At 39.6% G+C, this 26,471-nt stretch carries 29 protein-coding genes; 2 read left to right on the top strand and 27 right to left on the bottom strand.

All coding sequences use genetic code 11. The annotated features are described in order from the left end of the window. Positions 1 to 24: 24 nt before the first annotated feature. The 22 genes from secA to degS all read right to left on the bottom strand — a co-directional run bounded on the left by secA (position 25) and on the right by degS (position 19,037). Positions 25 to 2,550, bottom strand: a complete 2,526-nt coding sequence (gene secA / locus BA81_RS05670) for a preprotein translocase subunit SecA (RefSeq protein ID WP_034281086.1) — start codon at positions 2,548 to 2,550, stop codon at positions 25 to 27. 198 nt (positions 2,551 to 2,748) lie between these two features. Further along, positions 2,749 to 3,312, bottom strand: coding sequence for a ribosome hibernation-promoting factor, HPF/YfiA family (gene hpf, locus BA81_RS05675; protein WP_024423608.1), 564 nt, complete (start codon positions 3,310 to 3,312; stop codon positions 2,749 to 2,751). A 188-nt stretch (positions 3,313 to 3,500) separates the two neighbouring features. Beyond that, positions 3,501 to 5,186: a methyl-accepting chemotaxis protein gene (locus tag BA81_RS05680; RefSeq protein WP_034281088.1), complete on the bottom strand. Its 1,686-nt coding sequence runs from the start codon at positions 5,184 to 5,186 to the stop codon at positions 3,501 to 3,503. 33 nt (positions 5,187 to 5,219) lie between these two features. Beyond that, entirely contained in the window at positions 5,220 to 5,600 is a 381-nt protein-coding gene (locus BA81_RS05685; protein WP_024426250.1) for a DUF8042 domain-containing protein, read from the bottom strand. Between the two features lie 13 nt (positions 5,601 to 5,613). Further along, positions 5,614 to 5,955 (bottom strand): flagella biosynthesis regulatory protein FliT, encoded by a 342-nt coding sequence (fliT, locus tag BA81_RS05690; RefSeq protein ID WP_024423611.1) that lies wholly within the window; start codon positions 5,953 to 5,955, stop codon positions 5,614 to 5,616. Next, on the bottom strand, positions 5,952 to 6,356 hold the full coding sequence (gene fliS, locus BA81_RS05695) for a flagellar export chaperone FliS (RefSeq protein WP_024423612.1): 405 nt from the start codon (positions 6,354 to 6,356) through the stop codon (positions 5,952 to 5,954). Before fliS ends, fliT begins: the two co-directional genes overlap by 4 nt. 17 nt (positions 6,357 to 6,373) lie before the next feature. Beyond that, complete coding sequence (locus tag BA81_RS05700; RefSeq protein ID WP_034281091.1) at positions 6,374 to 7,903, bottom strand: flagellar hook-associated protein 2; 1,530 nt, start codon at positions 7,901 to 7,903, stop codon at positions 6,374 to 6,376. Between the two features lie 20 nt (positions 7,904 to 7,923). Beyond that, on the bottom strand, positions 7,924 to 8,265 hold the full coding sequence (gene flaG, locus BA81_RS05705; RefSeq protein WP_034281093.1) for a flagellar protein FlaG: 342 nt from the start codon (positions 8,263 to 8,265) through the stop codon (positions 7,924 to 7,926). A 161-nt stretch (positions 8,266 to 8,426) separates the two neighbouring features. Further along, the gene (csrA, locus tag BA81_RS05710; RefSeq protein WP_008360181.1) at positions 8,427 to 8,651 is read right to left on the bottom strand and encodes a carbon storage regulator CsrA; all 225 of its coding nucleotides are present in this window, start codon (positions 8,649 to 8,651) and stop codon (positions 8,427 to 8,429) included. After that, a complete protein-coding gene (gene fliW / locus BA81_RS05715; RefSeq protein ID WP_024423615.1) occupies positions 8,645 to 9,079 on the bottom strand; it encodes a flagellar assembly protein FliW in 435 nt (144 codons plus the stop codon). The genes csrA and fliW overlap by 7 nt, the downstream gene beginning before the upstream one ends. A 28-nt stretch (positions 9,080 to 9,107) precedes the next feature. Further along, positions 9,108 to 9,686: a DUF6470 family protein gene (locus tag BA81_RS05720; RefSeq protein WP_024423616.1), complete on the bottom strand. Its 579-nt coding sequence runs from the start codon at positions 9,684 to 9,686 to the stop codon at positions 9,108 to 9,110. Positions 9,687 to 9,732: 46 nt separating this feature from the next. After that, positions 9,733 to 10,641: a flagellar hook-associated protein FlgL gene (flgL, locus tag BA81_RS05725; RefSeq protein ID WP_034281095.1), complete on the bottom strand. Its 909-nt coding sequence runs from the start codon at positions 10,639 to 10,641 to the stop codon at positions 9,733 to 9,735. 9 nt (positions 10,642 to 10,650) lie between these two features. After that, entirely contained in the window at positions 10,651 to 12,171 is a 1,521-nt protein-coding gene (gene flgK / locus BA81_RS05730) for a flagellar hook-associated protein FlgK (protein ID WP_034281097.1), read from the bottom strand. 15 nt (positions 12,172 to 12,186) lie between these two features. Continuing rightward, positions 12,187 to 12,669 carry a flagellar protein FlgN gene (locus tag BA81_RS05735; protein WP_024423619.1) on the bottom strand — a complete coding sequence of 161 codons (483 nt, stop codon included), beginning with the start codon at positions 12,667 to 12,669 and terminating at the stop codon, positions 12,187 to 12,189. A gap of 18 nt (positions 12,670 to 12,687) precedes the next feature. Further along, complete coding sequence (gene flgM, locus BA81_RS05740; RefSeq protein WP_024423620.1) at positions 12,688 to 12,951, bottom strand: flagellar biosynthesis anti-sigma factor FlgM; 264 nt, start codon at positions 12,949 to 12,951, stop codon at positions 12,688 to 12,690. A 79-nt stretch (positions 12,952 to 13,030) separates the two neighbouring features. Further along, positions 13,031 to 13,450: a TIGR03826 family flagellar region protein gene (locus BA81_RS05745; protein WP_034281098.1), complete on the bottom strand. Its 420-nt coding sequence runs from the start codon at positions 13,448 to 13,450 to the stop codon at positions 13,031 to 13,033. A 56-nt stretch (positions 13,451 to 13,506) separates the two neighbouring features. Next, positions 13,507 to 14,163 (bottom strand): ComF family protein, encoded by a 657-nt coding sequence (locus tag BA81_RS19835; RefSeq protein ID WP_227001684.1) that lies wholly within the window; start codon positions 14,161 to 14,163, stop codon positions 13,507 to 13,509. A gap of 26 nt (positions 14,164 to 14,189) precedes the next feature. Then, positions 14,190 to 14,483 (bottom strand): late competence protein ComFB, encoded by a 294-nt coding sequence (comFB, locus tag BA81_RS05755; RefSeq protein ID WP_024423623.1) that lies wholly within the window; start codon positions 14,481 to 14,483, stop codon positions 14,190 to 14,192. A gap of 48 nt (positions 14,484 to 14,531) precedes the next feature. Then, positions 14,532 to 15,929: an ATP-dependent helicase ComFA gene (locus BA81_RS05760; protein WP_152031917.1), complete on the bottom strand. Its 1,398-nt coding sequence runs from the start codon at positions 15,927 to 15,929 to the stop codon at positions 14,532 to 14,534. A gap of 120 nt (positions 15,930 to 16,049) precedes the next feature. Continuing rightward, entirely contained in the window at positions 16,050 to 16,892 is an 843-nt protein-coding gene (locus tag BA81_RS05765; RefSeq protein WP_024423625.1) for a DegV family protein, read from the bottom strand. Positions 16,893 to 17,107: 215 nt separating this feature from the next. Beyond that, entirely contained in the window at positions 17,108 to 17,797 is a 690-nt protein-coding gene (gene degU / locus BA81_RS05770) for a two-component system response regulator DegU (protein WP_008348273.1), read from the bottom strand. Positions 17,798 to 17,861: 64 nt separating this feature from the next. After that, entirely contained in the window at positions 17,862 to 19,037 is a 1,176-nt protein-coding gene (gene degS / locus BA81_RS05775) for a two-component sensor histidine kinase DegS (RefSeq protein WP_003213166.1), read from the bottom strand. Between the two features lie 220 nt (positions 19,038 to 19,257). Between degS and BA81_RS05780 the strand changes: the two genes are divergently transcribed. Together BA81_RS05780 and BA81_RS05785 are read left to right on the top strand one after the other, a co-directional pair. Continuing rightward, positions 19,258 to 19,926: a YigZ family protein gene (locus BA81_RS05780; protein ID WP_012011434.1), complete on the top strand. Its 669-nt coding sequence runs from the start codon at positions 19,258 to 19,260 to the stop codon at positions 19,924 to 19,926. Next, positions 19,911 to 21,002, top strand: a complete 1,092-nt coding sequence (locus BA81_RS05785) for an LCP family protein (RefSeq protein ID WP_034281103.1) — start codon at positions 19,911 to 19,913, stop codon at positions 21,000 to 21,002. Before BA81_RS05780 ends, BA81_RS05785 begins: the two co-directional genes overlap by 16 nt. A gap of 35 nt (positions 21,003 to 21,037) precedes the next feature. Here the strand turns inward: BA81_RS05785 and BA81_RS05790 are convergent, their stop codons facing one another. From BA81_RS05790 to tuaE, 5 genes are all read right to left on the bottom strand, one after another. Beyond that, on the bottom strand, positions 21,038 to 22,105 hold the full coding sequence (locus tag BA81_RS05790; RefSeq protein ID WP_024423627.1) for a glycosyltransferase family 4 protein: 1,068 nt from the start codon (positions 22,103 to 22,105) through the stop codon (positions 21,038 to 21,040). A gap of 134 nt (positions 22,106 to 22,239) precedes the next feature. Next, positions 22,240 to 23,436: a teichuronic acid biosynthesis protein TuaH gene (gene tuaH / locus BA81_RS05795; RefSeq protein ID WP_034281445.1), complete on the bottom strand. Its 1,197-nt coding sequence runs from the start codon at positions 23,434 to 23,436 to the stop codon at positions 22,240 to 22,242. Positions 23,437 to 23,455: 19 nt separating this feature from the next. Further along, positions 23,456 to 24,211, bottom strand: a complete 756-nt coding sequence (gene tuaG / locus BA81_RS05800) for a teichuronic acid biosynthesis protein TuaG (protein WP_034281105.1) — start codon at positions 24,209 to 24,211, stop codon at positions 23,456 to 23,458. Positions 24,212 to 24,235: 24 nt separating this feature from the next. Beyond that, the gene (gene tuaF, locus BA81_RS05805; RefSeq protein ID WP_034281107.1) at positions 24,236 to 24,910 is read right to left on the bottom strand and encodes a teichuronic acid biosynthesis protein TuaF; all 675 of its coding nucleotides are present in this window, start codon (positions 24,908 to 24,910) and stop codon (positions 24,236 to 24,238) included. A gap of 61 nt (positions 24,911 to 24,971) precedes the next feature. Continuing rightward, the gene (tuaE, locus tag BA81_RS05810; RefSeq protein WP_034281108.1) at positions 24,972 to 26,432 is read right to left on the bottom strand and encodes a teichuronic acid biosynthesis protein TuaE; all 1,461 of its coding nucleotides are present in this window, start codon (positions 26,430 to 26,432) and stop codon (positions 24,972 to 24,974) included. Positions 26,433 to 26,471 lie beyond the last annotated feature (39 nt).

The raw sequence follows: 26,471 nt of genomic DNA on the forward strand, positions 1-26,471 counted from the left end.
GAGGTTTTCACCTCTTTCCATTACTTATTCTGTCTTCCCATGACAATTTTTATATTTCTTGCCGCTTCCGCAGTGACATGGGGAGTTTCGTCCAATGTCTACGACTTTACGTACCGGCTTCTTCTTCACTGTCTTCTCCTCATCGCCCTCTTGCGGCTGATGAGCCGTTGTTTGACCTTGAACCACTTCTTCACGTTCTAGGTTGTTTTGGATTTCTGATTTCAAGACATACTTGGCCACGTCATCTTCAATTGAAGCAACCATATGCTCAAACATCGCAAATCCTTCCATTTGGTATTCACGAAGCGGATTCGTTTGTGCGTACGCACGTAAATGAATCCCTTGACGCAGCTGATCCATTGCATCGATATGGTCCATCCACTTCGAATCCACCGCACGAAGAACGATGACTTTTTCAAATTCACGCATTTGTTCTTCGCCAAATGTTTCTTCTTTTGCATCGTATTTTTCTTTAATACGATCCATGATGAAGGTTGTGATTTCATCTGCTTCTTTACCGAAGATATCTTTGACCGTAATGGCACCTTCGTCTAAATAGTTCGTGTTGATTAATTCAACAAGACCATCTAGTTTCCATTCTTCAGGCAGCTCTTCTTTTGGCGTATAAGATCCCACCGCACGCTCAATTGAAGATTGGATCATATTGATGACAATTGATTTTAAGTTGTCAGAATCGATGACTTCAAAACGCTGTTTGTAGATTACTTCACGCTGTTGACGAAGCACATCGTCATATTGCAGAAGCTGCTTACGGGAATCAAAGTTGTTCCCCTCTACACGTTTTTGAGATGATTCAACGGCTTTAGACACCATTTTACTTTGGATTGGTGTAGAGTCATCCATGCCAAAGCGGTCAAGCATCGCCATCGTCCGCTCTGCACCAAATCGGCGCATCAATTCATCTTCCATGGAGAGATAGAATTGGGTAATCCCTGGGTCTCCTTGACGTCCAGAACGTCCGCGAAGCTGGTTATCAATACGACGGGATTCATGACGCTCTGTCCCGATAACAGCCAGACCTCCAAGTTCTTTTACACCTTCTCCAAGCTTGATGTCTGTACCACGTCCTGCCATGTTTGTTGCAATGGTCACAGCACCTTTTTGACCAGCCTCTTCAATAATTTGTGCTTCACGCTCATGGTTTTTTGCGTTTAACACTTGATGAGGAATGCCTTTATTTTTAAGCAGCTTAGAAATAAGCTCAGATGTCTCAACTGCTACTGTTCCGACAAGAACTGGCTGCCCTGTCATATAGCGCTGCGCAACATCCTCAGCCACTGCTTTAAATTTACCATCCATTGTGCGGTAAATTAAATCAGGTCTGTCATCACGAACCACTGGTTGGTTGGTCGGGATTGACACAACCTGCATGTTGTATATGTTACGGAATTCTTCTTCTTCCGTTTTTGCTGTACCAGTCATACCAGATAATTTTTCATACATACGGAAGTAGTTCTGGAACGTAATTGTTGCTAGTGTCATGCTTTCGTTCTGCACTTCAAGACCTTCTTTTGCCTCGATGGCTTGATGCAGACCTTCACTATAACGGCGTCCTTTCATTAAACGTCCTGTGAAGGAGTCAACGATGACTACTTGGCCTTCTTCTACCACATAATCCACGTCTTTTTGCATCGCAACATGTGCCTTCAGCGCCTGAGCGATGTGATGGTTCAGCGCGACATGTTTGACATCAAACAGGTTCTCAATGCCGAATGCTTTTTCCGCCTTCGTCATTCCGCTTTCAGTCAGCTGCACACTTTTTGTTTTAATATCATACGTGAAATCATCTTCGATTTTTAATGTGCGGACAAATGCATTGGCTTGTACATAAAGCTTTGTTGATTTCGCAGCTTGTCCTGAAATAATAAGAGGTGTTCTCGCTTCATCAATTAAAATGGAGTCAACCTCATCGATCACGGCATAATGAAGCGGTCTCTGAACCATTTGCTCTTTGTAAAGCACCATGTTATCTCGTAAATAGTCAAAGCCGAGTTCATTGTTTGTTGAATACGTGATATCAGCGGCGTACGCTTCTCTTTTTTCATCTTTGTCTAAGCTGTTTAAGTTTAAGCCGACTGTTAAACCAAGAAACTCAAAAATTTTGCCCATTTCCTGCGCATCACGGCTTGCCAAGTATTCGTTGACTGTCACGATGTGGACGCCTTTTCCAGAAAGAGCATTTAAATAAACAGGCATTGTTGATGTCAATGTTTTACCTTCACCTGTTTTCATTTCAGCGATGTTACCTTCGTGAAGCGCGATGCCCCCCATGAGCTGCACCTTAAACGGGAACATTCCTGTTACGCGGCGGGATGCTTCGCGAACCGTTGCAAATGCTTCAACCAGCAGGTCATCCACGGATTGTCCTTTTTCAAGTTTTTCTTTAAATTCAATCGTTTTATTTCGTAAAGCCTCGTCAGATAATTTTTCAAAATCTTGAGCGAGAGCTTCGATTTCATTTGCCTTTTTTTCATATCGGCTGATCGTACGTTTCGTAGGATCAAACACTTTGTTTAAGATTCCAAGCATATAATAACGCTCCTCTATTTCATGCAATTTTTCGGCATGTCCAAAAGTTTGACAGGTCCATATTTACCTGCATTTATCATACCATACCTTCTTTCATTTCCAAAGAATTTGCCATAATTTCGCACAAAAAACCCGCCCCTAATGAAGGGAACGGGTTTACTTTATTTAGGTTGTTTTTAAATCAGCATCAACTGATATTTAAGCGTTTGGCTCAATGAGTCCATATTTACCGTCATTTCGGCGATAAACCACATTGGTCAAATTTGTCTCAGCATTTGTGAAAACGAAGAAACTATGACCTAACATGTTCATTTGGAGAATGGCCTCTTCACTATCCATCGGCTTTAAGTTGAAACGTTTTTGTCTGACGATTTCTGTTTCATCAATCTCTTCGTCATCTTGAACTGCTACTTCAGCCGTACCATTTCCTCCAGCAAATAAGTGCTTTTTGGCACCTTGCTCGCGGAATTTACGGTTTACTTTTGTTTTGTGCTTTCTAATTTGACGTTCTAATTTACTGGCTGCTAGGTCTACTGCATTGTACATATCCTCATTATGCACCTCAGCTCGAAGTGCTAGATCAGTCATTGGAATGGTAACCTCAACTTTAGATTCTTGATCGTTGTAAAACTTCAAGTTCACGTTGACTGAAGCATCTACATCTGTCTCAAAATAACGCTCCAGCTTTCCAATTTTTTTCTCGACATGATCTCTTAGTGCAGGTGTTACGTCGATGTTTTCTCCTCTGACATTGTAATTCATGTAAAGAACGCCTCCTTTAAAATTAAGGATATGTAAACCTATTTCTACTTTTCCCTCCTTTTCTCCTGCTCAAACGTAAAAAAAATGTGAATATTTATTGAAATTTGTCGAATTTTGCGGTGCTTCAACTGTTGCTTGATAGGTGATGAATATATATTCGGCTGATTCTTGAAAAAGACCAGCGCACATTAAATGGTAAAAGATGAAATCGATGTTTTCAGCGATTGAGATAAGGATTTTAAATCCTCCGCAGCGGCTTTCATCTCTTCATTGGCCGCCAATGATTCTTCAACAGCAGCTGACATGTACTCTGTTTCTTCTGAGTTTCGTTTCGCACCTTCTTCAATGACACCAACTGTTTGAGAAATTTCCTCTGTACTAGCAGAAATTTGTTCTGCAGTGGCTGACAGCTCTTCTGCTTTCATTGAAATATCACGAATAGATTCCAATATTTCATGGAAGCTCTGTTCAGATAATTGTGATACCTTTACACCCTCTGCTACATCCCGCTCGACCTTCGTCATCGATTGTGATGACTTTTCTGTATCTTTGTTCACGTTTTCGAGTAATTGACTAATTTGATCTGTCAGCTGACTAGATTCTTCTGCCAGTTTTCTCACTTCATCTGCTACAACTGCAAAGCCTCTTCCATGCTCTCCTGCCCTTGCTGCTTCTATAGCTGCGTTTAAAGCAAGCAAATTCGTCTGGTCAGCAATGGCATGGATATGACCTAACAGATCTTGAATGCCTGTAAACTGCGCTTGCACATGGGTCATTGTAGAATGGTGTTCATTCACAGACTCTTTTATAGAACTCATTTGTTTCACAAACTGTTGAATAAGGGCCGCGCCCTCTTCAGCCTTTTCAGTCACTGAAATTGAGTGACCCGAAACATCGGATGTGTGTACAGCTGCATTTTGCATGCCAGTCGACACTTCCTGAATGGCGGATGCTACTTTTCCGACCGCATCTGATTGTTCACGTGAAGCTTCACTGACCTGTTCAATCGAGCTAGATGTCTGCTCACTAGCCGATAACGTTTGACTGATGGTTTCCTCAAATTGAGCAGCAGAATCAGCAAGCTGTCTTGATCCGCTTTGCACCTGCAAAATAAGCTGACGCAAATGAGCCGTCATTTGATTAAAGGCTGTGCCGAGTTGACCAATCTCATTTTTAGAGGTCACTTCAATCTCTTCAAGGGTTAGATCACCATCTGCCATCCTTTTTGCGGCATTTGTGACAGAAACAATTGGTTTTGTCATGCGATGAACAAATCTGATTCCAATCACCAAAAGGCCAACAACAATCGCTGCACTGACCAAAATGAGTGTAAGCAATAATTGATTACTATCTTGATTGAGCTGATTGATTTTTTGATCACGTTGTTTTAGCTGATTTTGAGCGAACTCTTTTGTAAAGGTATGTATTTCTTGTTCGATAGGTTGTAATTCTTGACTGAGGCGGGTGTTGAATTCTTTTTGATTTTGCATATTTAATGAATTAAATAATCGATTTGTTGAGGTGTAGTAGAGATAATTTTTTTCTGAGATTTGATCTAATAGATTTTTTGCTTGTTTGACCGTACTCATTTTCGAAGCTTCTGCTGTTTTCTTATTAATATCTTCATATGTTTGCTCAATTTTCTGCAAATTTTCAGCATCTTGCACGACGACATATGTTTTAATCTGTGCTTCCTGCTTTTGAAGAAGCGCTTCTAATTCCAGCGAGGTCTGATAAAGCTTCACTTCCTTGCTTAATAGCGCTTTATAGGATTGATCTGTTTTGTAATAGAGAAAGCTTGAGAATCCTAACATACTGACAAACAATACACATATGACAATAAGCCCAAATAAAAATTGATTTTTTAGTCTCATAATTTCCTCCGAATGGTCTGAATTGGACAAAAATTAATGAATGACATACGGCCTCATACAGGCATGTATTTCATCCATCCACTTTCTATATTCAGGTATAAAGTATGTTTTCAGGAATGATTGGAAGTGATTTGAAGGGAATGTATAGAAAGCTAGTATATCAAAACTTAAAAATATTTGATCAAACGAACGAATCGTTTTGGCAAAGTGTTCATTTTCAATAATTGAAAGCAGAAGAGGATGTGTTGTGTCTAAATGAAAGAAGGCATGGATCAGATCATTAAAGATCCGATCCCCTTCTGTTTTGTCAAAATCCTTCTCAATTTCATCTAAATAGTTTAGACTCTCTTCTATCGTGTATAGAAGTTCATAATATGTGGTTAATAAAATATAGTCATTTGAACGATACGCCACAGGTCTCACCTATTTATTTCCGTTTATCGTAGTATACGCCGTCACTCGTTATGGGCTGGTATGGATTTTGATAATTCAGCTGTTTTGTTTTCTTTTTTTGAATGGCTTGAATATCTGCTTTTATCCCATTTTGGATAACCGTTAATTGTTGCGCCATCTGTTGATCTGTTTGGATGATTTCTCGAATTTTCTCTTTTTCTTGATCCGTCAATTCATGCTGTATATCTCTCATTAATTCGTCTCTCTCAATTAAAAAGGCATCAAAGTCTTCAACAAGTGTCTCACTTTGCGGATTTTCCGCTATTTCGGCTGCCATTTTTAATGTTTGATCATGCAGCTGGTCCACAATACTCATAGAGAACCCCCGATAGAGTGGTGACGGCCTTTTCGATCGGTTTGAATGACTTCCTTCCACGCATCACGGAAATCAGTTACGTACTCTTCTACTTCATTCAATATCTCTTCGTCATTTTGAAGATTGGCTTCTATCAGTCTGCGATAAATGTAATCATACATACTTGCCATACTCTTTGATACGTCATAGGAACGATTTAAGGTGACATTTAATTCTTGAATGATGTTTTGAGCCTTTTTTAGGTTCAAGTTTCTCGTTTCTGCATCCTCTTTTTGAATGGCATGCTTCGCTATTCTGATGAACTTTAAGCAGCCTTCATAAAGCATAAGCGTCAACTCGGCAGGTGTTGCGGTCTCAATAGAATTTTTCTGATAGGCGGCATAAGGGTTCTGTATTGCCATATGTTATAAACCTCCAATTATTGTCCAAGCAGTTGAGAAAGGTAGCCAGATTGGTTGTTTAGCTTTTGAATTGCACTATCCATGGCGTTAAACTTTTTGTAGTAACGGGCTTCAACCATTTTTAAACGATCTTGGAATGTACTCATTCGTTTTGTCAAAGAATCAAGGTCCTTACCAAGTCCGTATTCCTTTGATTCCATTGTTATGCTGCCAGCCTTTTTTTGAATGCTCTTCGAAAAGTCTGATAAGGAATTTTTGATACGATAGATGATTCCTTGTTCTTGATATTGCTGCTGCGCTTTGTCTTTATCCTTTGAATCCACATTTAAACTACCCGAGATGAACATTTGTCTGACCTTCTCCGGGTCTTCTTCAATGGCTTTTTTTAATTTCTCTACTCCATCACTATCCTTAATAAATTCAAGCTTCCCACCATCTTTATAGCTGGATGATGTCGAAATACCGATTTGTGTGAGTTGGATTTTATTCGCATCACTTGTCGTAATATTAGCATACAAATCACTTCTTATTTTAGAGGCACCAGATCGTAAAATGGAATCACTTCTCAGCAAGCCAGACTTCGCGGTCGTTTCCCATAGCTCTATTTCTTTTTCAGACATCGCTTTTTTCTCTTCAGCCGTTAATGGATGATAGTCTCTGTTTTTCTTTTCATTGACTTTTCCATTAATCTGCTCAACGAGTTCATTATATTTATCAACAAATTGTTTAATTTTATCATATATTGCATCCACATCTGTTGAAACGTTTAAGCTGACGGGCTTATCTGTGGTTGCTTTAAGCTCGTACGTAATATCAGCCTGCGTGAATGTATTGTTGTTATTTTCCATTTTCAGACCATTAATCTCGTATTGCGCCTTCTGTCCTTGAGTGGTCGCAACTAATTTGTTATCTCCATCTACTTGGAAGCCTAATTGCGTTAAAAATGAAGCCGAATTGCCATCAGCTGCTTTAATACTGACGCCTTCACCCGTTGTTCGAGAAGTAAGAGCGATGGTATCCACGTAGTTAGTGCCATCAGAGATTTGGCCTTTGTAAGCCGTCACACCTAATTGCGCGCTGTTCAGCTTTTTCACGATGTCATCAATTGTATCGGTATCAGAAGTATTGATTGTCACCGTTTTTGGTTTTGTCGAATCTGGTGTCGTCACTTCAAACGTAAACGTTCCGTTTGTTGGTGTAAATCCAGATGTACCAGAGGATTTGAAGACGGAAGCTGTCGCTAGCTGAGTGACATGAATAGAGCCAGAGGTCGCATTTGTTGATCCAGTTGCTGTGACAGCAGATTCATTAGAGCTTGTCACCTTTTTGGCGCCATATGTACTTGGACGCGTTAAGTTTAAACTGTTAATCAAATCATCTAATTCTTTAATTTTCGAGTTAACCTCGCGATAGCTGTCTCTTTGCCATTCAAGCGTTTGTTTCTGACGCGTCATTGTATCAAGTGGTGCTTGCTCCGTTTTCATCAGCTTTGATACGATTTCATCAATATCGAACACATTTGAAAATCCAGTAATACGATTGACCATTATTTATGTTCTCCCTTCATTTACATTCTTTTATCTACAAATAAACCGACAATTTCTGTCATTGCTGCATAGAAATCAAGCCATTCCTTGGAAGGAATTTCTCTAATGACTTCATCTGTTTGGTTATCTACGACTTTGACATAATATTCGTTGAGTTTTTCATGTAATTCAAATTGAAGATGAAATTGAGTAGGTTCAATCAGCTTGTTTGCCCCTTGAAGCGTTTTTTCAATTTCTTCTTTTGAAACAGCCCTGCCATTTGCTTGTGAGTCAGAGTTTACATTGTCATTCTGGTTATTAGAAACACGGGTTTGAAATGCATCGATAATTGGCTCTAGCGATGTCAACTTACCAACAGACATAGTTATTCAGCTCCTGTGCTTTAATCTATCTTTTATATCGGCTTTGAATTTGCAAATTAAATATAGATGGACCGATTTGTTAAAGTTTCCTATAGATCATGAACATCTGTATCGAAACGCTTTCACACGGAGAAGGACAGCTGAATGCGATAAAAAAATCCTCACTTTTTTTGTGAGGATAATTGAGAGAGGAGATCTAAGGATAAACTCGCAGCACGATTGTTCTCTTCTTGAATTGACAGGTACACTTCTTTCCTGTGAATATCGATGTGCTTAGGAGCCTCAATCCCGACTTTCACTTGATCGCCTTCGATTGAAATAATCTTGACTTCAATATCATCGCCTATTTGAATCGACTGGTTTAATTTACGAGACAGCACTAACATGAGGATGCCACCTCTAACAAATGTTTTGTATGATAGGCTGAATCATGCAAAATCACCTGCTTGGCTTTCATGTTTTTCCGGTTCACAATAATAGGCGCTCTTAAATTGGCTGTTGTTTTTTCAATAGATGATTCCATTGTTAAAATAACCATTACTTCCACATCATTAGCATCTTCTACTTCCAGAATGTCTACAACCGTTTCGTCTAAATCAAATTCGTATTGATTGAAGAATAAAAACGGGCTGCTGACGATAAAACCTAATGCCGAGTTATTTAATGATTGAAGAACTAAAAATGGAGACTCTTCTGATAAAGGCAAAATGACAAACTGTTTTTGATCCAGAAATCCTGGTATCCCGTTAGAGAAGTGAATGATTTGCTCCTCTTTGATTGTCACTTCACCATGGTATTTTGTTTGAATGATCATAATTCACGACCTTTTTCGTTTTTCTTAACTATACCTTATCACCATTTTGGCCCGTTTCGTCAACTTCTATTTTTAATTCTGGGTATTGTAACATATCAATATTGACCTTACCTGGCTGGTAGTTAACGATTGGTTTATGAGGTGTGGCCTCTATGATAGCTTTTTGCGGCTCCACATCAATTTGAAGCTCAGAAGGCTGATAGTGAATTTTCACACTAAAGAATGAAGGTATCACACCAATGGTGAATTGTTTTGCTGGGGGACTGCCATTGATTTTGGCAAACTCAGCAATCGCATTCCCACCATTCTCGATCTTGATGAGTTCACTTCCTTCTTCCGCTCTGCGACCCATTCCTTCTCCAACAGCACGCTTCCCCTCAGCTGCCCATTCCTCAGAACGTCTAAAAATTGACTTGATGTCCATATCGGCAAACGCCTCGGTTTGATCAATGGTTAATTTCGACGGTGTCCTTTTGATATTCATGACAGCTCGTGGCTGCTGAATCTCAAGATCAGCTCGTGGCTGCTCTACTTCTTGCCGGGAAGGAGTTGTCGACATTTGAAGTTTTGCATAGGTTTGCTGCATTAACAATCTAGGGATTTGCATATGTTCACCTCCATGATGCAAAAAAGCACCCATCGGATGCTTTTTATTATCTTAAGAAATCAACAAGGGATGGCTGAATGACTTTAGCTGTTGTCGCTAAAGCAGCTCTATTCACCGTCTCTTGTTGAAGAAGATCAAGAATTGCCTTTTCACTTTCAACATCTTCATTATCTGATTTAGCATTTTTCAGTACTTGAAATTGTGAAGTCAAACGACTTCCTACTAAGTCAACACGATTCGAACGCGCTCCTAGGTCAGATCGCTCAGCACTCATTACTTCTTTAAACTGATCGATACTTCCTAATGCATCATCAGAATTCGCAAACGTTCCATTTTTCAATGAGTTTTCTAAATCAGTCAGCATTTCAATGACATTTTGACCGTTAGCCTGTCCGCCAAACGCTGAGATTGGATTTGAGTTTACATTTAAAGTGATACCATCAGAAATATTCGCTTGAACAGCATTCGCATCTGTATAATTTTCGAAGTTAAATGTATACGTTCCGTCTGCATTCTCAACAACTGGTTTAACATTTGTATTTGTCCCATTAAATACGAACTTACCTAGCATTTGAGTGTTCATTGCATCAATGATTTGATTCTTCATCTGGCCAATTTCCACTCCGATAGCTGCTAAATCTTCGGGCTGCTTTGTTCCATTTGCCGCATCAAGCACTTTATCTCGTATATTTGACATAATATCAATGATTTCCGTGACACTTGTTTCAGATGTATCAATCCAGTTTTGTGCTTCATTTAAGTTATTTTTATATTGTTCATTTCGAAACAAGGCAGTACTATATTGAAGGCTTTTTACTGCTGCAACAGGATCATCAGACGTTTTTGTAAAACGTTTGCCTGTTTGTGCCTGCTCATTAATTTTAGAAAGTTTTTCATAGCTTTTACTAATATTTCGAAGTGAGTTTTGAGAAATCATCCCTTGTGTGACTCGCATCCGTTATCCCTACCTTCCTACGACACCCATGCCGTTTATGACCTTATCCAATACTTCATCTTGTAATGTCATAATTCTCGCAGCCGCATTATATGCATGCTGAAATTGGATCATATTCGTCATTTCTTCATCAATGGAGACAGCGCTAGTCGACATTCTACGTTCATTGGCTGAATTGACAAGAGCAGCTGAACTGCTTTCAAGCGTCATGTTCTTTTTCCCTTGTACCCCCATCTCAGCAATCACATTTTGGTAATAATCCTGAATTGTCGTTGTATTTCCGCCGATTGGTAACTTTAAGTCTTGTATATTAGCTAATTTCGTAGCATTCGAACCGTCACCTTGTGTTTGATTGAGAGATGCAGCAATATTATCTGTTGATGCTAAAATGACATCGCTCACTTTAATACGAGCTGCCAAACCTTTATTCAACTCATTGTTATTTTCGATATCAAAAAAGTCTTGTCCACTTACACCATTTAACGTGTACCCCTGCTTATGTACATCGTTAAATGTATCCATGAATACTTTTGCTACTTCATCCAGCTCTGCAAGCATATCTGGATACATGCCTTTTTCAGCACCGTTTGACATGTAGCCATAAGCTTCAACAAGTGCTTTTACTTTACCGTTCACTTGTAATTGATCCGCTGCAATTGTTGTTGTTCCGAACTGAAGTGAGTTAACAAGTCCCGTTGTATTATCGTAAGAGATTTGCAGTTCAGACTTTTCGTTCGTAATACCATTCAAAATGTTTCCAGCAGATTGTCCATTTGCACCGATAATGTCGATGTTGACAGTTCCTTCAGCAATTTTGAGTGCATTACCGCCAGGTGGATTGTAGCTGACCTTAATATCAACAAGTGAGGATAATTGATCGACCAAAGTATCACGTGTATCATAAAGATCATTTGGAAGATATCCATTTGGCTCAACTGCTGCAATCTGTTTGTTCACTTCATCTATTTGAGATAAAAGAGTGTTTACATCTTTGGCTGTTGAATCGAGTTCCGTTTTTAAATTCTTTTGTATCGTTGTTAAAGAAGAATTGAGCAGACGGAATTGGTCAACTAAAGCCTGTGCACTTGTTTTAACAACTGTACGTGCAGAAGCCGTATCAGCATTTTTTGATTCCGATAAGACCTGTAATGATTTCCATAGATTATCAAAAGCTCTGTTCAAGCCCTCATCCGTCAAATCATTCATAACCCCTTCCATCTGTGAAAGGGCATCTGACTTCGTTGAGTAGTAAGATAAGTTATTATTATGATCTCTGTATTGTAGATCTAAAAAGCTGTCTCGAATTCTTTCAACGGTTCCAACTTGTACACCTGTCCCCATTTGGCCATACGTTTTGCCGTCATAAACAGAAATGACTGGATAAGGATTTTCTGCTTTAAAGGTCACTCTTTGTCTTGAGTAGCCCTCCGTATTTGCATTGGAGACGTTGTTTGATGTGACATAAAGCCCTGCACGCTGGGCTGTGATGCCTCTTTTTGCCGTTTCTAGTCCCATGAATGTAGAACCCATTGGTATCCTCCTTGTTTACGCCTTTGAATCAAACAAAGCCCTTTGCTGTTTAGGCTTTGAACTCTCAAGACCATTTTGTCCGTAATTCATATTTTCTTTATTAGGGTTAACGAGATCGAATGTCAGTGAAATAAATTGAAGTGACTGCTGAATAAGCTGCTTGTTCAGTTCATTTACATCTTTTAGTTCCACCATGATGTCATTTAGTTTCTCATATAATGAAATGAGCTCTTCTTGATCTGTACCTTCAGCCTTTTCGATACATGCAGTGATGGTTGGTGATTGATCACTTTGTAAAAATTGAACGGTCGCTTCAATTCGTTTTTCTTCTAATTGAGAAATGGCCTGAATATACTTTTGCTCTAAATTCAGGACCTCTGAAAGAGCATCAATCTCATTGCTTTTCAGCATTTCTGTTTTATCCTTAGACAACTTTAAAAGCTGTTCATGCAATCCATAGAGACGATGCAGTTCTTCAATAATTATTTTAACTGACATTCACGCTGCTCCCTTTTGTTATTGTTGTTTATAAAAATTCAGCATTTTATCTGCAATGCCTTTTGTATCTACTTGATATGTTCCGGCTTCAATGCTTTTTTTAATTTGGTCAATTTTATCTTGGCGTTCTCTCATAATATTCGGCACCTTTTGCATTTCGATTGCCTTTTTAGAAATTTCGACTTTATCAGTTGATTTAGCTTGATTCGATTGCAACGTTTGTTTCTCATATGTTTTCTTGTAAGGATTTACTGGTTGTGTTCCATATCGATTAATTTTCACGGGATTCCTCTCGCTTTCCGTTACAGTCTGTCTTGATTCTATCCATTTTATCGACCAAACTGCAACTTAGTTTAGGGAATCAGTCGTTTTTAGGATTAATGGCATAATAGGTGTCTTTTTTCCTAGATTCAATCTCCCTTTTACGCTCCTCTTCTTGGTTCATTTGGCTGATTTGCGAATGAATATCCTGTTCACATTGGCTGCATAGCTTGTTTTTCCTGATCGCTTTGCCACATCTTTCACAAGGATAATTAATATTTGGAAATTGACTAATTTGCAGTCTTTTCAAACGAATAAATTTCAAGATTAATTCTTCATCAACGTCTGTTGCTTCTACTATTTCAGCAATAGTTGATTGTCTATTACTTTGTTTTCTCAAGAATTTATATACGATATCAAAAGAACGTTCTTCTTCTTCAAAGCATTTGTTACAAACCGTTTGGATGGTGGTTTTTAAAAATAGCTGATTACATTGTGGACAGTTTGCCAATTGATTCATAACCAAAACCCCTTACGTTATTTTCTTTTCTTATTATCGGTTAATTATCATGATTTTTAACTACGTATCAACGTAAAAGAAGAAACACTTTTAGCACCTGCGTCTTTCAAAATTCTTGCCGCATCATAGATGGTTGCTCCCGTTGTATAGATATCATCAACTAATATAATATCCCTTTGAACAACCGCATCTGTTTGCTTGATTTGAAACAATCCTTTTTGATCTAGGCGTTCATTTTTCTTTTTTTTAGACTGCTTACTTTGATGTATTTTCACGAGTGGCTGCAATATTGGCTTATCTAGCAAAGAAGCGATTATTACGGACTGATTAAATCCTCTTTCTTTTAGTCTTTCATGACTTAAAGGGATCGGTATCAGCAATGGGTCTTTTATGCAGAAGGAATGTTTAAATGCTGCTTGTACATCTCTTTTAAACAGCTCAGCTAAAGCCGTATCACCCCGAAATTTAAAGCGGGCAAGGACATCTTTCATCAACTCGCTGTAAGTATAAACTGACCTATTTTTTACAAGGACTTTAATAGAATCAGAGCGTTCATTCCAACTATTACAGTCCTGGCATAATTGGTCATTTGACTGCGCCCTTCCGCATGTTGGACAAATAGGACGTTCAATCTTTACTAAGTGATTCTTACATGCTACACAAAGACGATCATCATTTAATAGTAGGAATGATTTCCATGTAAAAGCAGGCACAAAATGTCCCTCGCAAATTTGACAAATCAATTGGTTTCCTTGTTCAGCAGCAGACGATTTTCACACCTTGGAAATGCGGAAACCTTGGAAGCTGCTTCTGTCAGAATGACCAGCATCGCAGTATTCTTCTGTTTATCCACCATCTCAGATTTACTGTAAGATATTTTATCGATATCTGTTATATATTGTGGTTTCACTTGATTCAGTGAAATCGCTAATACATCTTCCATACACTTTTCACAATGACAAATCATGTTTAATTGGTTGAGATATTGATTGAGAATTTCCTTGAGTAGTATTTCTTTTGCATTGAGTAGCATATTTGTCTCTCCTGCCATTTGTGTATTGTGAATATAATGTACCATGATTTAGTTGAACCCACACTGTTTTTCAGAAAACTCTTTTGCAGCCGTATCATTCATTTTTGCGATATGCTTCTTTGCTTGTTTCATACTTCTCGTTAAACCAAAATGAAAAAGGAAAACATCTCCTGTACAATAATCCGGATGTCTGCCTACCCGTCCAGAAATCTGAACAAGTGCACTCTCTGTAAAAATAGTAGATTCCGAACCTAGTACCCCCACTTGAACATTTGGAATGGTTACGCCTCTTTCTAGAATAGTGGTTGTAACTAGTACATCGTATACGTAATCTCTAAAGTGCTGAACCTTTTGTTTCCTATCCGGATCATCGGCAGATACTCCCTCCACGTTTAAGGATTGTTCTCGAAGAATCTTCGTTACCTTCTTCATGACAGCAATTGAAGGAACAAAAAGTAATATTCTTCTCTTATTTGCAATATGTCTCTGCATCCAATTCATCACTTTAGGGGGCAGTTGGTTCTTTTTTAATTTCTTTTTCCAATGTCCGATCCAATGAAAGGTCGGTACGGGTAATGGGTGCTCGTGAAAACGCAAAGGAATTTTTATCGCTTCCAGTTTTCCGCGAGAAACCTCTCTCGTCATTTTTTTAGAGGGTGTCGCACTTAAATAAATCCTAACCCCTCCGTTCTTTCTCATCGCCTTTAGAACAGCAAATTGGAGTCGCTCATCCATTGAATAAGGGAAGACATCGACTTCATCTACAATGAGCACATCAAAAGCATTTTTGTATCTCATCAGCTGGTGGGTTGTGGTGATCACAAGCGGTGCTATTTGAAACCTTTGAGAACTGCCTCCATAAAGTACGGTAATTATCACCCCTTGAAATGCTTTTCTAAGCCGCGGTTCGAGTTCAAGCACAACATCTGTTCTAGGTGTCGCAATACAGACACTCATTCCTTGATTTAATGCATATTCGATTCCGTGAAAAAGCACTTCCGTTTTCCCTGCTCCGCAAACCGCCCAAACAAGTAGATCAAATTTGTTTTTAATAGCTTCAATCATTCTTTCTGACGCTCTTTTTTGTCCTTTAGACAGCTCTCCCTGCCATGTTAATTCGGCTCGACCTGTTTCTACCATTTGTGGACCTGTCCATTCATAAAGAAACCCACATTCTGCTGCTTTTCCCATCATGATGCATGATCTACAGTACACACAATCCTTTTGACACACTTCACATGGAGAATGAGCGAAATACCGCTTGTGTGATACACCGCACCGGCAGCATGTAAAACCATTTGCTTTCCTCTCAATGGCTGGAGACCGATTGACTAAGCCCTTCTCCTCCAGCCAATCTAAATTGGACTGCGGGCACTTTGTTTCAACGGTGAGCAGATGGCGTGAATGCAGCTGCCCCATTAGTTCCATTGCTTTGTCCATATTCATCTTCACCAAACACCTTTCAATTGATGTTTGGCTATTATGCGCAAAGACATGACCTTTCGTCCAACAGTTAAAATCAAAAAACAAAACCTCTTTTCCATACGAAAAGAGGTTTTTTAGGAATTATCTAATCACCCAGCCAAGAGCTAAAGAGCCTTCACCTAGATGGGTGCCGATTACGGCACCAAAGTAGCTTTTATAAAATTCAACATGAGGATATTTTTCTGATAAGTGCGCAATTAATTCTTCTGCTTCTTCTTCTCTATTACCATGTATCAGTGTTGCTCTCATCGGAACACCACGTGATGCATCTTCATCAAATAATTCAAAAATACGTGAAATGGCTTTTTTACGTGTGCGAATCTTCTCAAAAGGAACAATTAGCTTGTTGTCAAAATGCAAAATAGGCTTTACCTTTAAGAGGCTTCCAATAAAAGCCTGAGCACCATTTAATCTGCCGCCTCTTTGCAAATGAGTTAAATCGTCTACCATAAAATACGCCCGCTGACTTTCTTTCAGGTAATTTAGATGTGCTAACACTTCTTCTAAAGAAGCACCTTCTTGGATTTTTTCAGCAGCTTCTAACACATAAAAACCTTGTGCCATACAGCTTGTTTCTGTATCAAACGGGTAAATATCAATCCCGTCAACTAGATCATTCGCTGAGACCGCACTATTATACGTTCCACTAATTCCACTTGAAAGGTGGATACTAATCACGGCGTCGTATGTTTCACTTAGTTTTTCATATAAGGCTATTAATTCACCGAAAGCAGGCTGAGAGGTTGTTGGAAGATCTTTGTGTTTTTTGATTTCTTCATAATATGTCTTCCAGTCCATTTCTATTTCTTCACGGTATGATTCACTGCCGAAGATGACGTTAAGGGGGATCATATGAATATTATGTTTATCACGCAGCTCTTGTGGTAGATAAGCAGTACTGTCTGTTACAACGGCTATTTTCATTCTTAAATACCTTCCTTATTCGTTAAGTTACTCTTTTTTATTTTAAAAGAATGATCATTTTTTCATTAGATTTATAATAGTAATCAAAAAAGCCTGCCTAATCAATAGGCAAGCCCTCTATATCCGAAAAAGAATCCTTACCCTGTCTATCATTTCCCTTCACCTAAAATGTGAGAGAATAAAAACAGGCGAAAAAGGAGTACTTGTCCGGAACACTATCTCATTTCTACCCAGCCGTTTTTAATAGCTACAACAACAGCTTGTGTACGGTCGTTTACATTCATTTTTTGCAAAATGTTACTCACGTGGTTTTTAACTGTTTTCTCACTAATAAAGAGCGATTCACCGATTCCTCTGTTGCTCTTTCCGTCAGCTAACATTTGAAGAACTTCACATTCACGTCTAGTTAAGATATGAAGTGGTCTGCGAATTTCAGGATATACCTCATGCTGTGGATGTGCTGAAACGCCGCTAGTCGCTAGGCGTCGGAATTCATTTACTAAGTTATGAGTGACTTTCGGGTGTAAATAAGAGCCTCCGTCAGCTACAACTTTCACTGCTTCGATGAGTGTGTCTGCATCCATTTCTTTTAACAGGTAGCCTCTCGCCCCTGTTTTCAATGCATGTGTTACATAGTTTTCATCGTCATGAATAGATAGAATAATGACTTTTGATTCGGGATAAAGCTCAACAAGCTGCTTTGTAGCCTCAACACCATTTACATTCGGCATATTAATGTCCATAATGACAACATCCGGATGATAGTGTTCTACGATACGTGCAGCTTCGTCACCGTCGTCTCCTTCTGCAACTACTTCAAAAGTAGGTTCAAAATCTAAAATCCGTTTGACACCTTCACGGAATAATTGGTGGTCATCAATAATTACAATATTTACTTTAGTCACAAGCTACGCCTCCCCATGTTTATTGTTCTACACCTGAACTTTATGGTCAATATGTCTTTTGACTCTATTTTACAATTTTATTTTGCAATGTTAATGGCACGCGAATCATGATGAATGTCCCTAGACCTATTTTTGAGTCTATGGTCATTTTACCTTCCAGTAAGTCTACGCGTTCTTTCATGCCAAGTAAACCGAAGGATTTGTTTTTGTTTGTTTTCACATCTTTCATATCAAAGCCTTTTCCATCATCTTTAATAATTAAGGTCACAAAGTCTTTCGTTACTTCTACTTTGACAGAGATTTCTTCAGCTTCAGAATGTTTTAATGAATTTGTGACAGCTTCTTGGGCTAGTCTAAACAGTGCTACTTCAAATTGAGAAGCAATTCTTTCGCTTTCTGTATCACCTAGGCATTGGAACGTAATTTTGGTTTTTCCATCATATTCTTCAATTGTGTTTAAGTATTTTCTCAGTGTCGGAATCAGACCCAAATCATCTAAAGCCATCGGTCTTAAATCATAAATGATTCTTCTCACTTCGTACAGTGCATTTCGCACATTCTGTCTGAGACTTCTAATTTCTTTAAAACCTTCTTCTGTACCGCGGTCTCTAAAAATCCGTTCAATTAATTCGGAACGCATCATCACATTGGCCAGCATTTGAGCAGGGCCGTCATGAATTTCCCGAGACACTCTTTTGCGTTCTTCTTCTTGGGCTTCAATAATTCTGAGACCAAAATCTTGTTTTGCCTGAGCATCTTCAAGTAAAACGCCGACCTGGCGTAAATCCTGGTTGAGATAGTTGAGAACCACTGTAATCTGACTCACAAGCGTTTCAGAACGTTCAATGACGTCTTGTAAGCTTAATAATCGTCTTTCCAGATCGTCTCTTCTTTCTCTCAGCTGCTTCTCACGCTGCTGGATCATGGTGAGTTCCACTTGCAAGTTATGTGCTTTTTCGTAGGCCTCACGTATTTCTTCTTCGCTGAATTTGTTGAAGTTTCTGCTGACCTCAGATAAGCGGTTTCTAGCATGTCTTGTATGGACTTCCAGCTTATCCCCAAAATCAATTACTTCGTTTACTTGCTGTTTGATTTGCTTCAGCTCTTCTACTAGGCTTTCATATTGTTGACGGGACTGTTCGCCTATTCTAAATACTTCGTCCTTGCTGCCATCAACTGTACTTAGCATTTTCATGATGATTGAATCCAATAATTTCGGATCCATTTTGGGTGTTGTCATGGCTTTTCCCTCCCGTAACAGTGATGTCATCTTTTTTTATTATAAATGTCATTGATCTGCATTTTATGTCGAATTATAATGAAAGAATGCGTATAATCATGAAGTTTTTATGACGACCCTTTTTCCGCTCCTATCATCATAACAAAATACGCTGTAAAATTCTAAAACCAATGCAAATTTTCACTAGTCTTACAATTTGCTTGTCAGGAGGGTATGTCTTTTGCTGAATCGCTATCTTACAGTAAAAAGTCGTGGCGAGCATGAGATCGTCATTGAAAAATCACGTTTTATTTGTCATATACAGCGTGCTGTCTCAGAAGAAGAAGCACAAGCATTTATACAATCCATTAAAAAACAACATTGGAATGCCACACATAATTGTTCAGCCTATCTCATTGGTGAACATGACCTGATTCAAAAGGCGAATGATGATGGTGAACCAAGCGGTACAGCAGGTGTGCCAATGCTTGAAGTGCTAAAAAAACGGAAGCTGAAAGATACAGTCGTTGTGGTCACTCGTTATTTCGGCGGTATCAAGCTTGGTGCCGGTGGATTGATTCGTGCCTACGGAAAATCTGTATCAGAAGCTATCAACCATGTTGGAATGGTAGAGCGCTGTTTAATGCGTACAATGCACACAACAATAGATTATACATGGCTTGGAAAGGTAGAGAATGAGCTTAGAGCCTCATCTTTTCAGCTAAAAGAAATCCATTATGCAGAAGATGTTATTTTTGAGACATATGTCGAAGAAACACAAACAGAGCAGTTCATTGAGTGGATGACTGAGCTGACAAATGGAAAGAGTGTTACAAAAGAAGGCGAACTTATTTATTTAGAAAAGGACATTGGTCCGATAAAGGAGACAGATGAATGGCACAACGAGTAAAAGTGCGTGTACGAAAGAAAAAGAGTAAGAAGAAGAGAATTATCAAACGTATTCTGGTCTTATTTTTGCTTCTTATCATCTGCATGGGCGGATTTGCAGTATATAAAATCGTCAATACTCTTCAAGCTGCTGACAAAACATATGATGAACTAAACCGTGGAGAGAAATCGAATCTTCGTGATGCTGTCATTGATATTAAGAAAAAACCTTTCTCTGTACTATTTGTCGGAATTGAGGATTATGCCACAAAGGGTGATCATGGCCGTTCAGATTCACTCATTGTCGCAACGATAAACCCCCAAGACAAAACGATGAAAATGGTTAGTATTCCTCGTGACACACGCGTACAGCTTGCAAGTGATACAACAGGAAGTAAAGAAAAGATCAATGCAGCATTTGCTAAAGGTGGTAAAGACGAAACGATCGAAACTGTCGAACAATTCTTGCATATTCCGATTGATAAGTATGCAACCGTTGATTTTGACGGATTCAAGGATGTCATTGATGAAGTCGGCGGAATTGATATCGATGTTCCATTTGACTTCAATGAAAAAAGTGATGTTAAAAAATCGAAAAAGATTTACTTCAAAAAAGGCAATATGCATTTAAACGGGGAAGAAGCACTTGCTTACGCACGGATGAGAAAACAAGATCCACGCGGTGATTTCGGACGTAACGATCGTCAGAAACAAATTTTACGTGCAATGATTGATCAAATGGCGAAGCCAAATAACATTGCGAACGTCGATAACATTGCGAAAGAAGTCAGTGATCACATTACGACCAATTTCCGTATCACAGAAGGTCTTGCGCTTCAGCAAATCTACAGCGGATTTAAAGGAGACGACACAGAAACTCTTTCTATTAAGGGATCAGACCTTTATTTAGGGCCAAATCGCACGTATTACTTTGAGCCAGATCCGACCAATTTAGCTAACGTACAAAATGAATTACGCACGCATTTAAAGCTGCCTGCTGAATCTTCAACTGAAACAGATTCACAAACCAATCCGTCCTCTGGTGAAACGGGGACAAGTGATACACCTAACTCTTCGACCAGCACACCTGGACAATAATAAAAACAGCCCAGTTCCTAGGAACGGGCTGTTTTTTATTGTCTTTTGACCATTCGTTTATAAAATTTCGTAAATGGTTTAAACTCTTCATTCACCAAGCCTGTGACTTCCGCAATCACTTGCATGAACATGACCAGTAAAAAGATAATAATCAGTGATAACCATATGGTGGCACTTGTCAGCAAAATGGCACTTAAGCTAAAGACTAAGCCAATCATATAAATCACGATGACAGCCATGCGATGGGACAAGCCAAAGGCCATCAGTCTATGATGAATATGAGATTTGTCAGGTGCTGAAATCGGCTGTTTGTTTAATATTCGTCTAATGATGGCAAAAGTGGTATCGAAAATAGGGACACCTAAGATGATCACTGGGACAACAACACTAAACAAAGTGACACTTTTGTACAGCCCTAATAGTGACAGTACCGAAATCATATAGCCTAAAAAAAGCGAACCGGTGTCACCCATAAAAATCTTCGCTGGATGAAAGTTGTAAAAGAGAAAGCCGATGGTACTGCCAATGACAACAAGGGATAATGAAAGAATCAAAATTTTATCAGCTGAAAATGCCATCACGGCAATGGTTGATAAACCGATGACAGAAATACCGGCAGCCAGTCCATCAAGGCCGTCAATTAAATTAATAGCATTTGTGATTCCGACAATCCATAACACGGTTAGGGGATATGCCATCCAGCCTAACTCAATTCGATCTGTTAAGAAAGGAACAGAGAAAAAGTCCATTTTTAAGCCTGTGCTTACAATCAGACAAGCAACAAGAACTTGTACGAGAAATTTAAATCTTGCACTTAAATTATATTTATCATCAAATATACCTAGAATGACGATAAGTACGGCACCAACTGAAATTGCTGTAATTTTATTATGTAGAAACAGCCCGCCTGCTAATGCTCCAGCCGCTACCCCAATAAAAATTGCCAAACCGCCCATTCGAGGCATTACTTTATCATGAACTTTTCGTTTATTCGGCTGGTCCACTGCACCAATCTTAATTGCAAACTTTTTGACGATTGGTGTCACAATTAAAACTGTAGCCAGAGAGACAAAAAACGCTAATAAGGCGCGTTCGTAATCCATAGGTCAGTCTCCTTCTAAATTGAAATCTGTATTTTGTATATTGGCCGCTCTTTCCATTATACAATTGAATAGAGGATGATCACAAGCTCCCCCTGTGAAGAAGAAACAAATAAAAACGCACAATCCCTGATGAATTATGCGTTTTCTTTAATATTCGTTAGTTCCACCATGTTTGTGAACAGCGCGTGCCAATCTTTTTTCTTCGCACGGCTTTGTCTTAGATGTCTATAGGTCATGTCGTCTTTTTTGCTGATCACTTTTTGGCAGGCTTCTACGAAGAGCGCAGGATCCTCGCCTTCTAAATATTCATACACATCATTCTCTTTTAGCCTTTCCGTTGACGGAAGATTTAAACCAACAACCGGTATTCCTGCGGCTAAAAATTCATATAGCTTGAGCGGAAACACAGCTTGATTGTAAGGAGATTGTTTGTATGGCATCATGCCTACATCAATCAGCTTCATATACGCAGGCACTTCTTCTGGTGCAACAGCACCTGTCCAAATCACATTCGGCAGTTTAAGTGCATGCTGAAAAGATGGGTCACCATTTGTTCCATCCGGACCGACAAATAAAAATGTCCAATCAGGCTGCATGCGGGCAGCTTCTGCTATCATGTCAAAATCCAGCTTCGGCTTGATGCCTCCAATAAAACCAAGAACAGTTCCTTCTCTACCTTGCAGCACATCCTCCTTACATGGAAGATTGCTTTTTGCAAACACATCGTACTCGACGCCATTTTCAACTGTAAAGACATCTTTCGGTTCACCCATGAGACGCCTTTTGATTTGATCGTGTAAGTATTGAGAAGAACATGTAATGCTGTGTGCGTATTTGATGATTCGATTTTCTGCTTTCACAATGACACGCTGCCTCATATAAGAAAGCAAATTATTTTTGCCGCTTATCGGCTCTCCCCACAGGTCACTGCAATCATAGACAATATGTTTCCATTCAAATAAAGAAGATAAGAGCGGAAAACCCGGAAACGTATACCATAAGCAAACAGCGATTCCCTTCTTTTCCTCCTGCCGCAAATGCTCAAGAAGAGGGGACAATTTATGAATATAGAACATGTCTTGATATCGGCCAAAGCGGAAAAATTTGCTCTTGAGCACATCAGGAATGGTCAATTGCTTCATTCGATCGGTTATGGGCTGAAAGGGAGCTGTGTGACGGGATGCAGATGGACATACCCAGATGACCTCTTTCGTTTCTGGATCAGATGCTAGAAATTCCGCCAGTCGATGCCGTCTGTACCTCAGGCCGTCCTGTCCCCATTCTCCCGTCGCTACGATAACATGTATGATCGAGTCTGCTTTCACCTTTATCACCTTTTTTCCCTTCTGTTTATAAGCGCTTCTTCACAGCATTTGTCGCATAGTGCATAAAACACCAAGATGCTTTGACAAAATGAAGCTGCTCAATTTCTCTGTAGACGAACCACGTTTTTTTCGCTGCTTTCCACTTGTTACTAGAGATCGAGTTTCCAACGATGCGGTATTCACTGAGCGGTTCACTCATGCCATAGGCTGTAAATCCTCTTTTTAATATGGACAGCCATGTAGCTAAATCCTGTCTTGTGCGGATGTTCGGCATTTCTACATGTCCTATCTTCTGTACATCAAGCATCACCGTTAAACAGCCGATAATGGTATTTTTCAAAGCTTCATCATAAGTTAATCTTGCTGGTGCAGTGACAGTTTTTTCTAACGGTTCTCCATTTTCTGCAATGATGTCATATGCCGTGAATGTAAAGGCATAATCGTTTGTCAGCATGAAGTCTACCTGCTTTTCGAGTTTCGTCTCTTTCCACTTATCATCACTGTCTAAAAAAGCGATAAAGCGGCCTTTTGCCTGTTTGATGGCTGCGTTTCTGGCGATGGCAGCTCCCCCATTTTGCTCTAAATAAATGACGTTGATTCTGTCGTCTGCTTCACTTAAGTCCCCAAGCAGCTTCCTTGTTCCATCTGTTGAACAATCATCTGCGATGATCAGTTCCCAATTAGAATAGGTTTGGGCAAGGACGGAATGAACTGTATCCGTTAAATAACGTTCCGCATTATAGGCCGGTGTAATGATTGATACTAACGGTTGATTGTTCACCTAAGACTCATCTCCAGTTCATCATTAAGATTCTTTGAACACTTCGGGTAAGACCACAAACATGAGCGAGATGCTAAAGCCAATGACAAGTCCAAGCAGTGCCCGCTTTTTCGCTGACATGCCTTTATTGCCTTCATCAAGAACTTGGGCAGGATCAACAATCTTCGCCTGCTTCATTCCAAGCTTTGTAGACTCCAATTCATATAAAAATCGTTCTTTATCTACTTTGGAATCGTTGCTGACAGATTCGTCTTCTAGAGCAGATAATCTACTTTCAATCACCTGCTGCCTTTTTGTAAATAATGCTTTGTCTTGCTTCAGAAATGTATCCGACACCTGCTTCACGACAGCTAAAGCATGATCCTTATCAGCATCTGTGAAAGACAGCTGTAATTGTGTATCTGATTGATTGGTGAGGATGAGGCGGCTTTTCACATCCTGCCTTTCTTCTTTAACATCACTGAGTGCTTCATTCAAAAATGCATCGCTTTTTAATAGAGATGTCACTTCTGCGATATTGTTATACACTCCGTCATCATATTTACCAAGTGTGAGGGTAACGGCAGCTGTGTAACTAGACTGCTGCGCTGTTCCTTTAGCAAAAAAGAATCCAAAAGCGCCTAATACGACAGGCAGCAGCACGAGCCATACGATATACTTTTTGATTCGCTTCCCTATTCTAGATATGAAACCAGACATGTTCATTCTCCCAACATTGACGTATTTGCTTTTTCATTAGTGTAGCCATACCAGCGCAGCATCACACACGGTTTACCAAGAGCTGTTTGTTTTTCAACATATTCACCGCTACGATTACGAGCCCTAAAAAGACCCAGTGGAAATATAAATTCGAGACCGAACTAGGACTGATACTTGAAACGAGAAAGCTCAGCATGGCAGCAAACAAACCTTCAATGATCATTTTTGCTGATCTTGTGTCCGCCCATTGGTATTGTTTATACAGCGTGAACATGAGATAAGCGTAGACTGAAATATAGCCCAGCATGACCGCAAATCCAAAGTTCGTCATCACTTCCAGCAGCCAATTGTGCACTTCAACGACTTGATCTGTATCAAAGATCGAAAAGTGGGCTAAGTAGTAAGACACATTACCCGCTCCGACACCAAACCCGTATGAATCCGTAAAGAAATGCCATGCATTTTTGATCAAATTCGCTCTCGCAATGTTGGATGGGAGTGGTTCACTAAAAGAATGCGCGACCTGAGAAGCGAGAAACAAGTCATAAAAAACTGAATAAATCTTGGCTGAAAAAACAGCGATACAGATGACACCAAGTCCGCCTGCTGCGATGAGTGACCACTTTTTGAGAAAGCGCGGCATGAGCAGCCACACATAGATGGCCGCTCCTGCAAATATGCCAAGCAGGCTCGCGCGGGATTCTGTTAACAAAATGAGATACAGTGCTGCGATGGCGCCAAATAATCCAAATGCTTTGATATAACCATTTTTCATTTGCCGCATACACGCTAAATACAAGAAAAAGCTAATCGATAAAAACGTCGCAAAGTCATTTTGATTAAAAAAGACAGCTGTAGGATAGTGCTGTTTATACGCCGGCCCAAGATACAGTGAAGTATTCGGTAAATGGTTCAAAGTAAAGTGATTATAAAACCCTATCCCCATGACAAATACAGTCATGACGAGCCAAATGCTATAAAAGGTGACCACTTGATCCATTCGCTGAATGTACATGACCACAAGAAAGACAAAACCCATCCCCATAGCAAGCAGGGACATATATTTGAGACCGTCTGTCACCGAGTGGGCCCACAGCAGTGAGATGAGCCCGTAAAGAAACCATGCAGCGAAAAAACCAAGAATTCCTTTTACACGAATCTGCTGCCACTGCGATATGTACGTTCCCTTATCTCTCATCCGCCATATAAATAAAGCAAAGGCGGCAATGAGCATGATACGGTAGAGAAAAAGACTAAAGAACCCGGCACTAATTGAAAAGAAAGCGTTGTTGAGAAAGGTCAATGCAATTAAAAGATATATGGCTGACATGAACACTTGCTCACCGTTCATGTATAGCTTCATCAACACGAGAAAAGCTGTCAGAACCAAAAGCAGGACCGGAATGGCGACGATCTTTTTTAACCCGGCGGGCTGCGCAGACGCCATTTGTACAAGTCCTAGCCCTGCTGCAAATAATATACAACCGATCATGATTTGCCATGCTGTTTGTTTCACACTCATACCCATTTTCCTCCTAAGCAACCCATCCGATTTGAGGGA

Source organism: Bacillus safensis FO-36b (assembly GCF_000691165.1).
GTDB lineage: Bacteria > Bacillota > Bacilli > Bacillales > Bacillaceae > Bacillus > Bacillus safensis.

Coding starts and splice junctions, on each gene's coding strand:
- secA (WP_034281086.1), bottom strand. CDS start 2,550: ATGCTTGGAATCTTAAACAAAGTGTTTGATCCTACGAAACGTACGATC.
- degS (WP_003213166.1), bottom strand. CDS start 19,037: ATGACAACACCCAAAATGGATCCGAAATTATTGGATTCAATCATCATG.
- BA81_RS05735 (WP_024423619.1), bottom strand. CDS start 12,669: ATGTCAGTTAAAATAATTATTGAAGAACTGCATCGTCTCTATGGATTG.
- comFB (WP_024423623.1), bottom strand. CDS start 14,483: ATGCTACTCAATGCAAAAGAAATACTACTCAAGGAAATTCTCAATCAA.
- tuaE (WP_034281108.1), bottom strand. CDS start 26,432: ATGAGTGTGAAACAAACAGCATGGCAAATCATGATCGGTTGTATATTA.
- flgK (WP_034281097.1), bottom strand. CDS start 12,171: ATGGGTTCTACATTCATGGGACTAGAAACGGCAAAAAGAGGCATCACA.
- BA81_RS05680 (WP_034281088.1), bottom strand. CDS start 5,186: ATGAGACTAAAAAATCAATTTTTATTTGGGCTTATTGTCATATGTGTA.
- hpf (WP_024423608.1), bottom strand. CDS start 3,312: ATGAATTACAATGTCAGAGGAGAAAACATCGACGTAACACCTGCACTA.
- BA81_RS05700 (WP_034281091.1), bottom strand. CDS start 7,903: ATGGTCAATCGTATTACTGGATTTTCAAATGTGTTCGATATTGATGAA.
- csrA (WP_008360181.1), bottom strand. CDS start 8,651: ATGTTAGTGCTGTCTCGTAAATTAAACCAGTCGATTCAAATAGGCGAT.
- BA81_RS05745 (WP_034281098.1), bottom strand. CDS start 13,450: ATGAATCAATTGGCAAACTGTCCACAATGTAATCAGCTATTTTTAAAA.
- tuaF (WP_034281107.1), bottom strand. CDS start 24,910: ATGTCTGGTTTCATATCTAGAATAGGGAAGCGAATCAAAAAGTATATC.
- BA81_RS05790 (WP_024423627.1), bottom strand. CDS start 22,105: ATGGATTACGAACGCGCCTTATTAGCGTTTTTTGTCTCTCTGGCTACA.
- flaG (WP_034281093.1), bottom strand. CDS start 8,265: ATGTCTGTTGGTAAGTTGACATCGCTAGAGCCAATTATCGATGCATTT.
- BA81_RS05785 (WP_034281103.1), top strand. CDS start 19,911: ATGGCACAACGAGTAAAAGTGCGTGTACGAAAGAAAAAGAGTAAGAAG.
- fliS (WP_024423612.1), bottom strand. CDS start 6,356: ATGGCAATACAGAACCCTTATGCCGCCTATCAGAAAAATTCTATTGAG.
- BA81_RS05760 (WP_152031917.1), bottom strand. CDS start 15,929: ATGAATATGGACAAAGCAATGGAACTAATGGGGCAGCTGCATTCACGC.
- fliT (WP_024423611.1), bottom strand. CDS start 5,955: ATGAGTATTGTGGACCAGCTGCATGATCAAACATTAAAAATGGCAGCC.
- BA81_RS05720 (WP_024423616.1), bottom strand. CDS start 9,686: ATGCAAATCCCTAGATTGTTAATGCAGCAAACCTATGCAAAACTTCAA.
- fliW (WP_024423615.1), bottom strand. CDS start 9,079: ATGATCATTCAAACAAAATACCATGGTGAAGTGACAATCAAAGAGGAG.
- BA81_RS05765 (WP_024423625.1), bottom strand. CDS start 16,892: ATGAAAATAGCCGTTGTAACAGACAGTACTGCTTATCTACCACAAGAG.
- flgL (WP_034281095.1), bottom strand. CDS start 10,641: ATGCGAGTCACACAAGGGATGATTTCTCAAAACTCACTTCGAAATATT.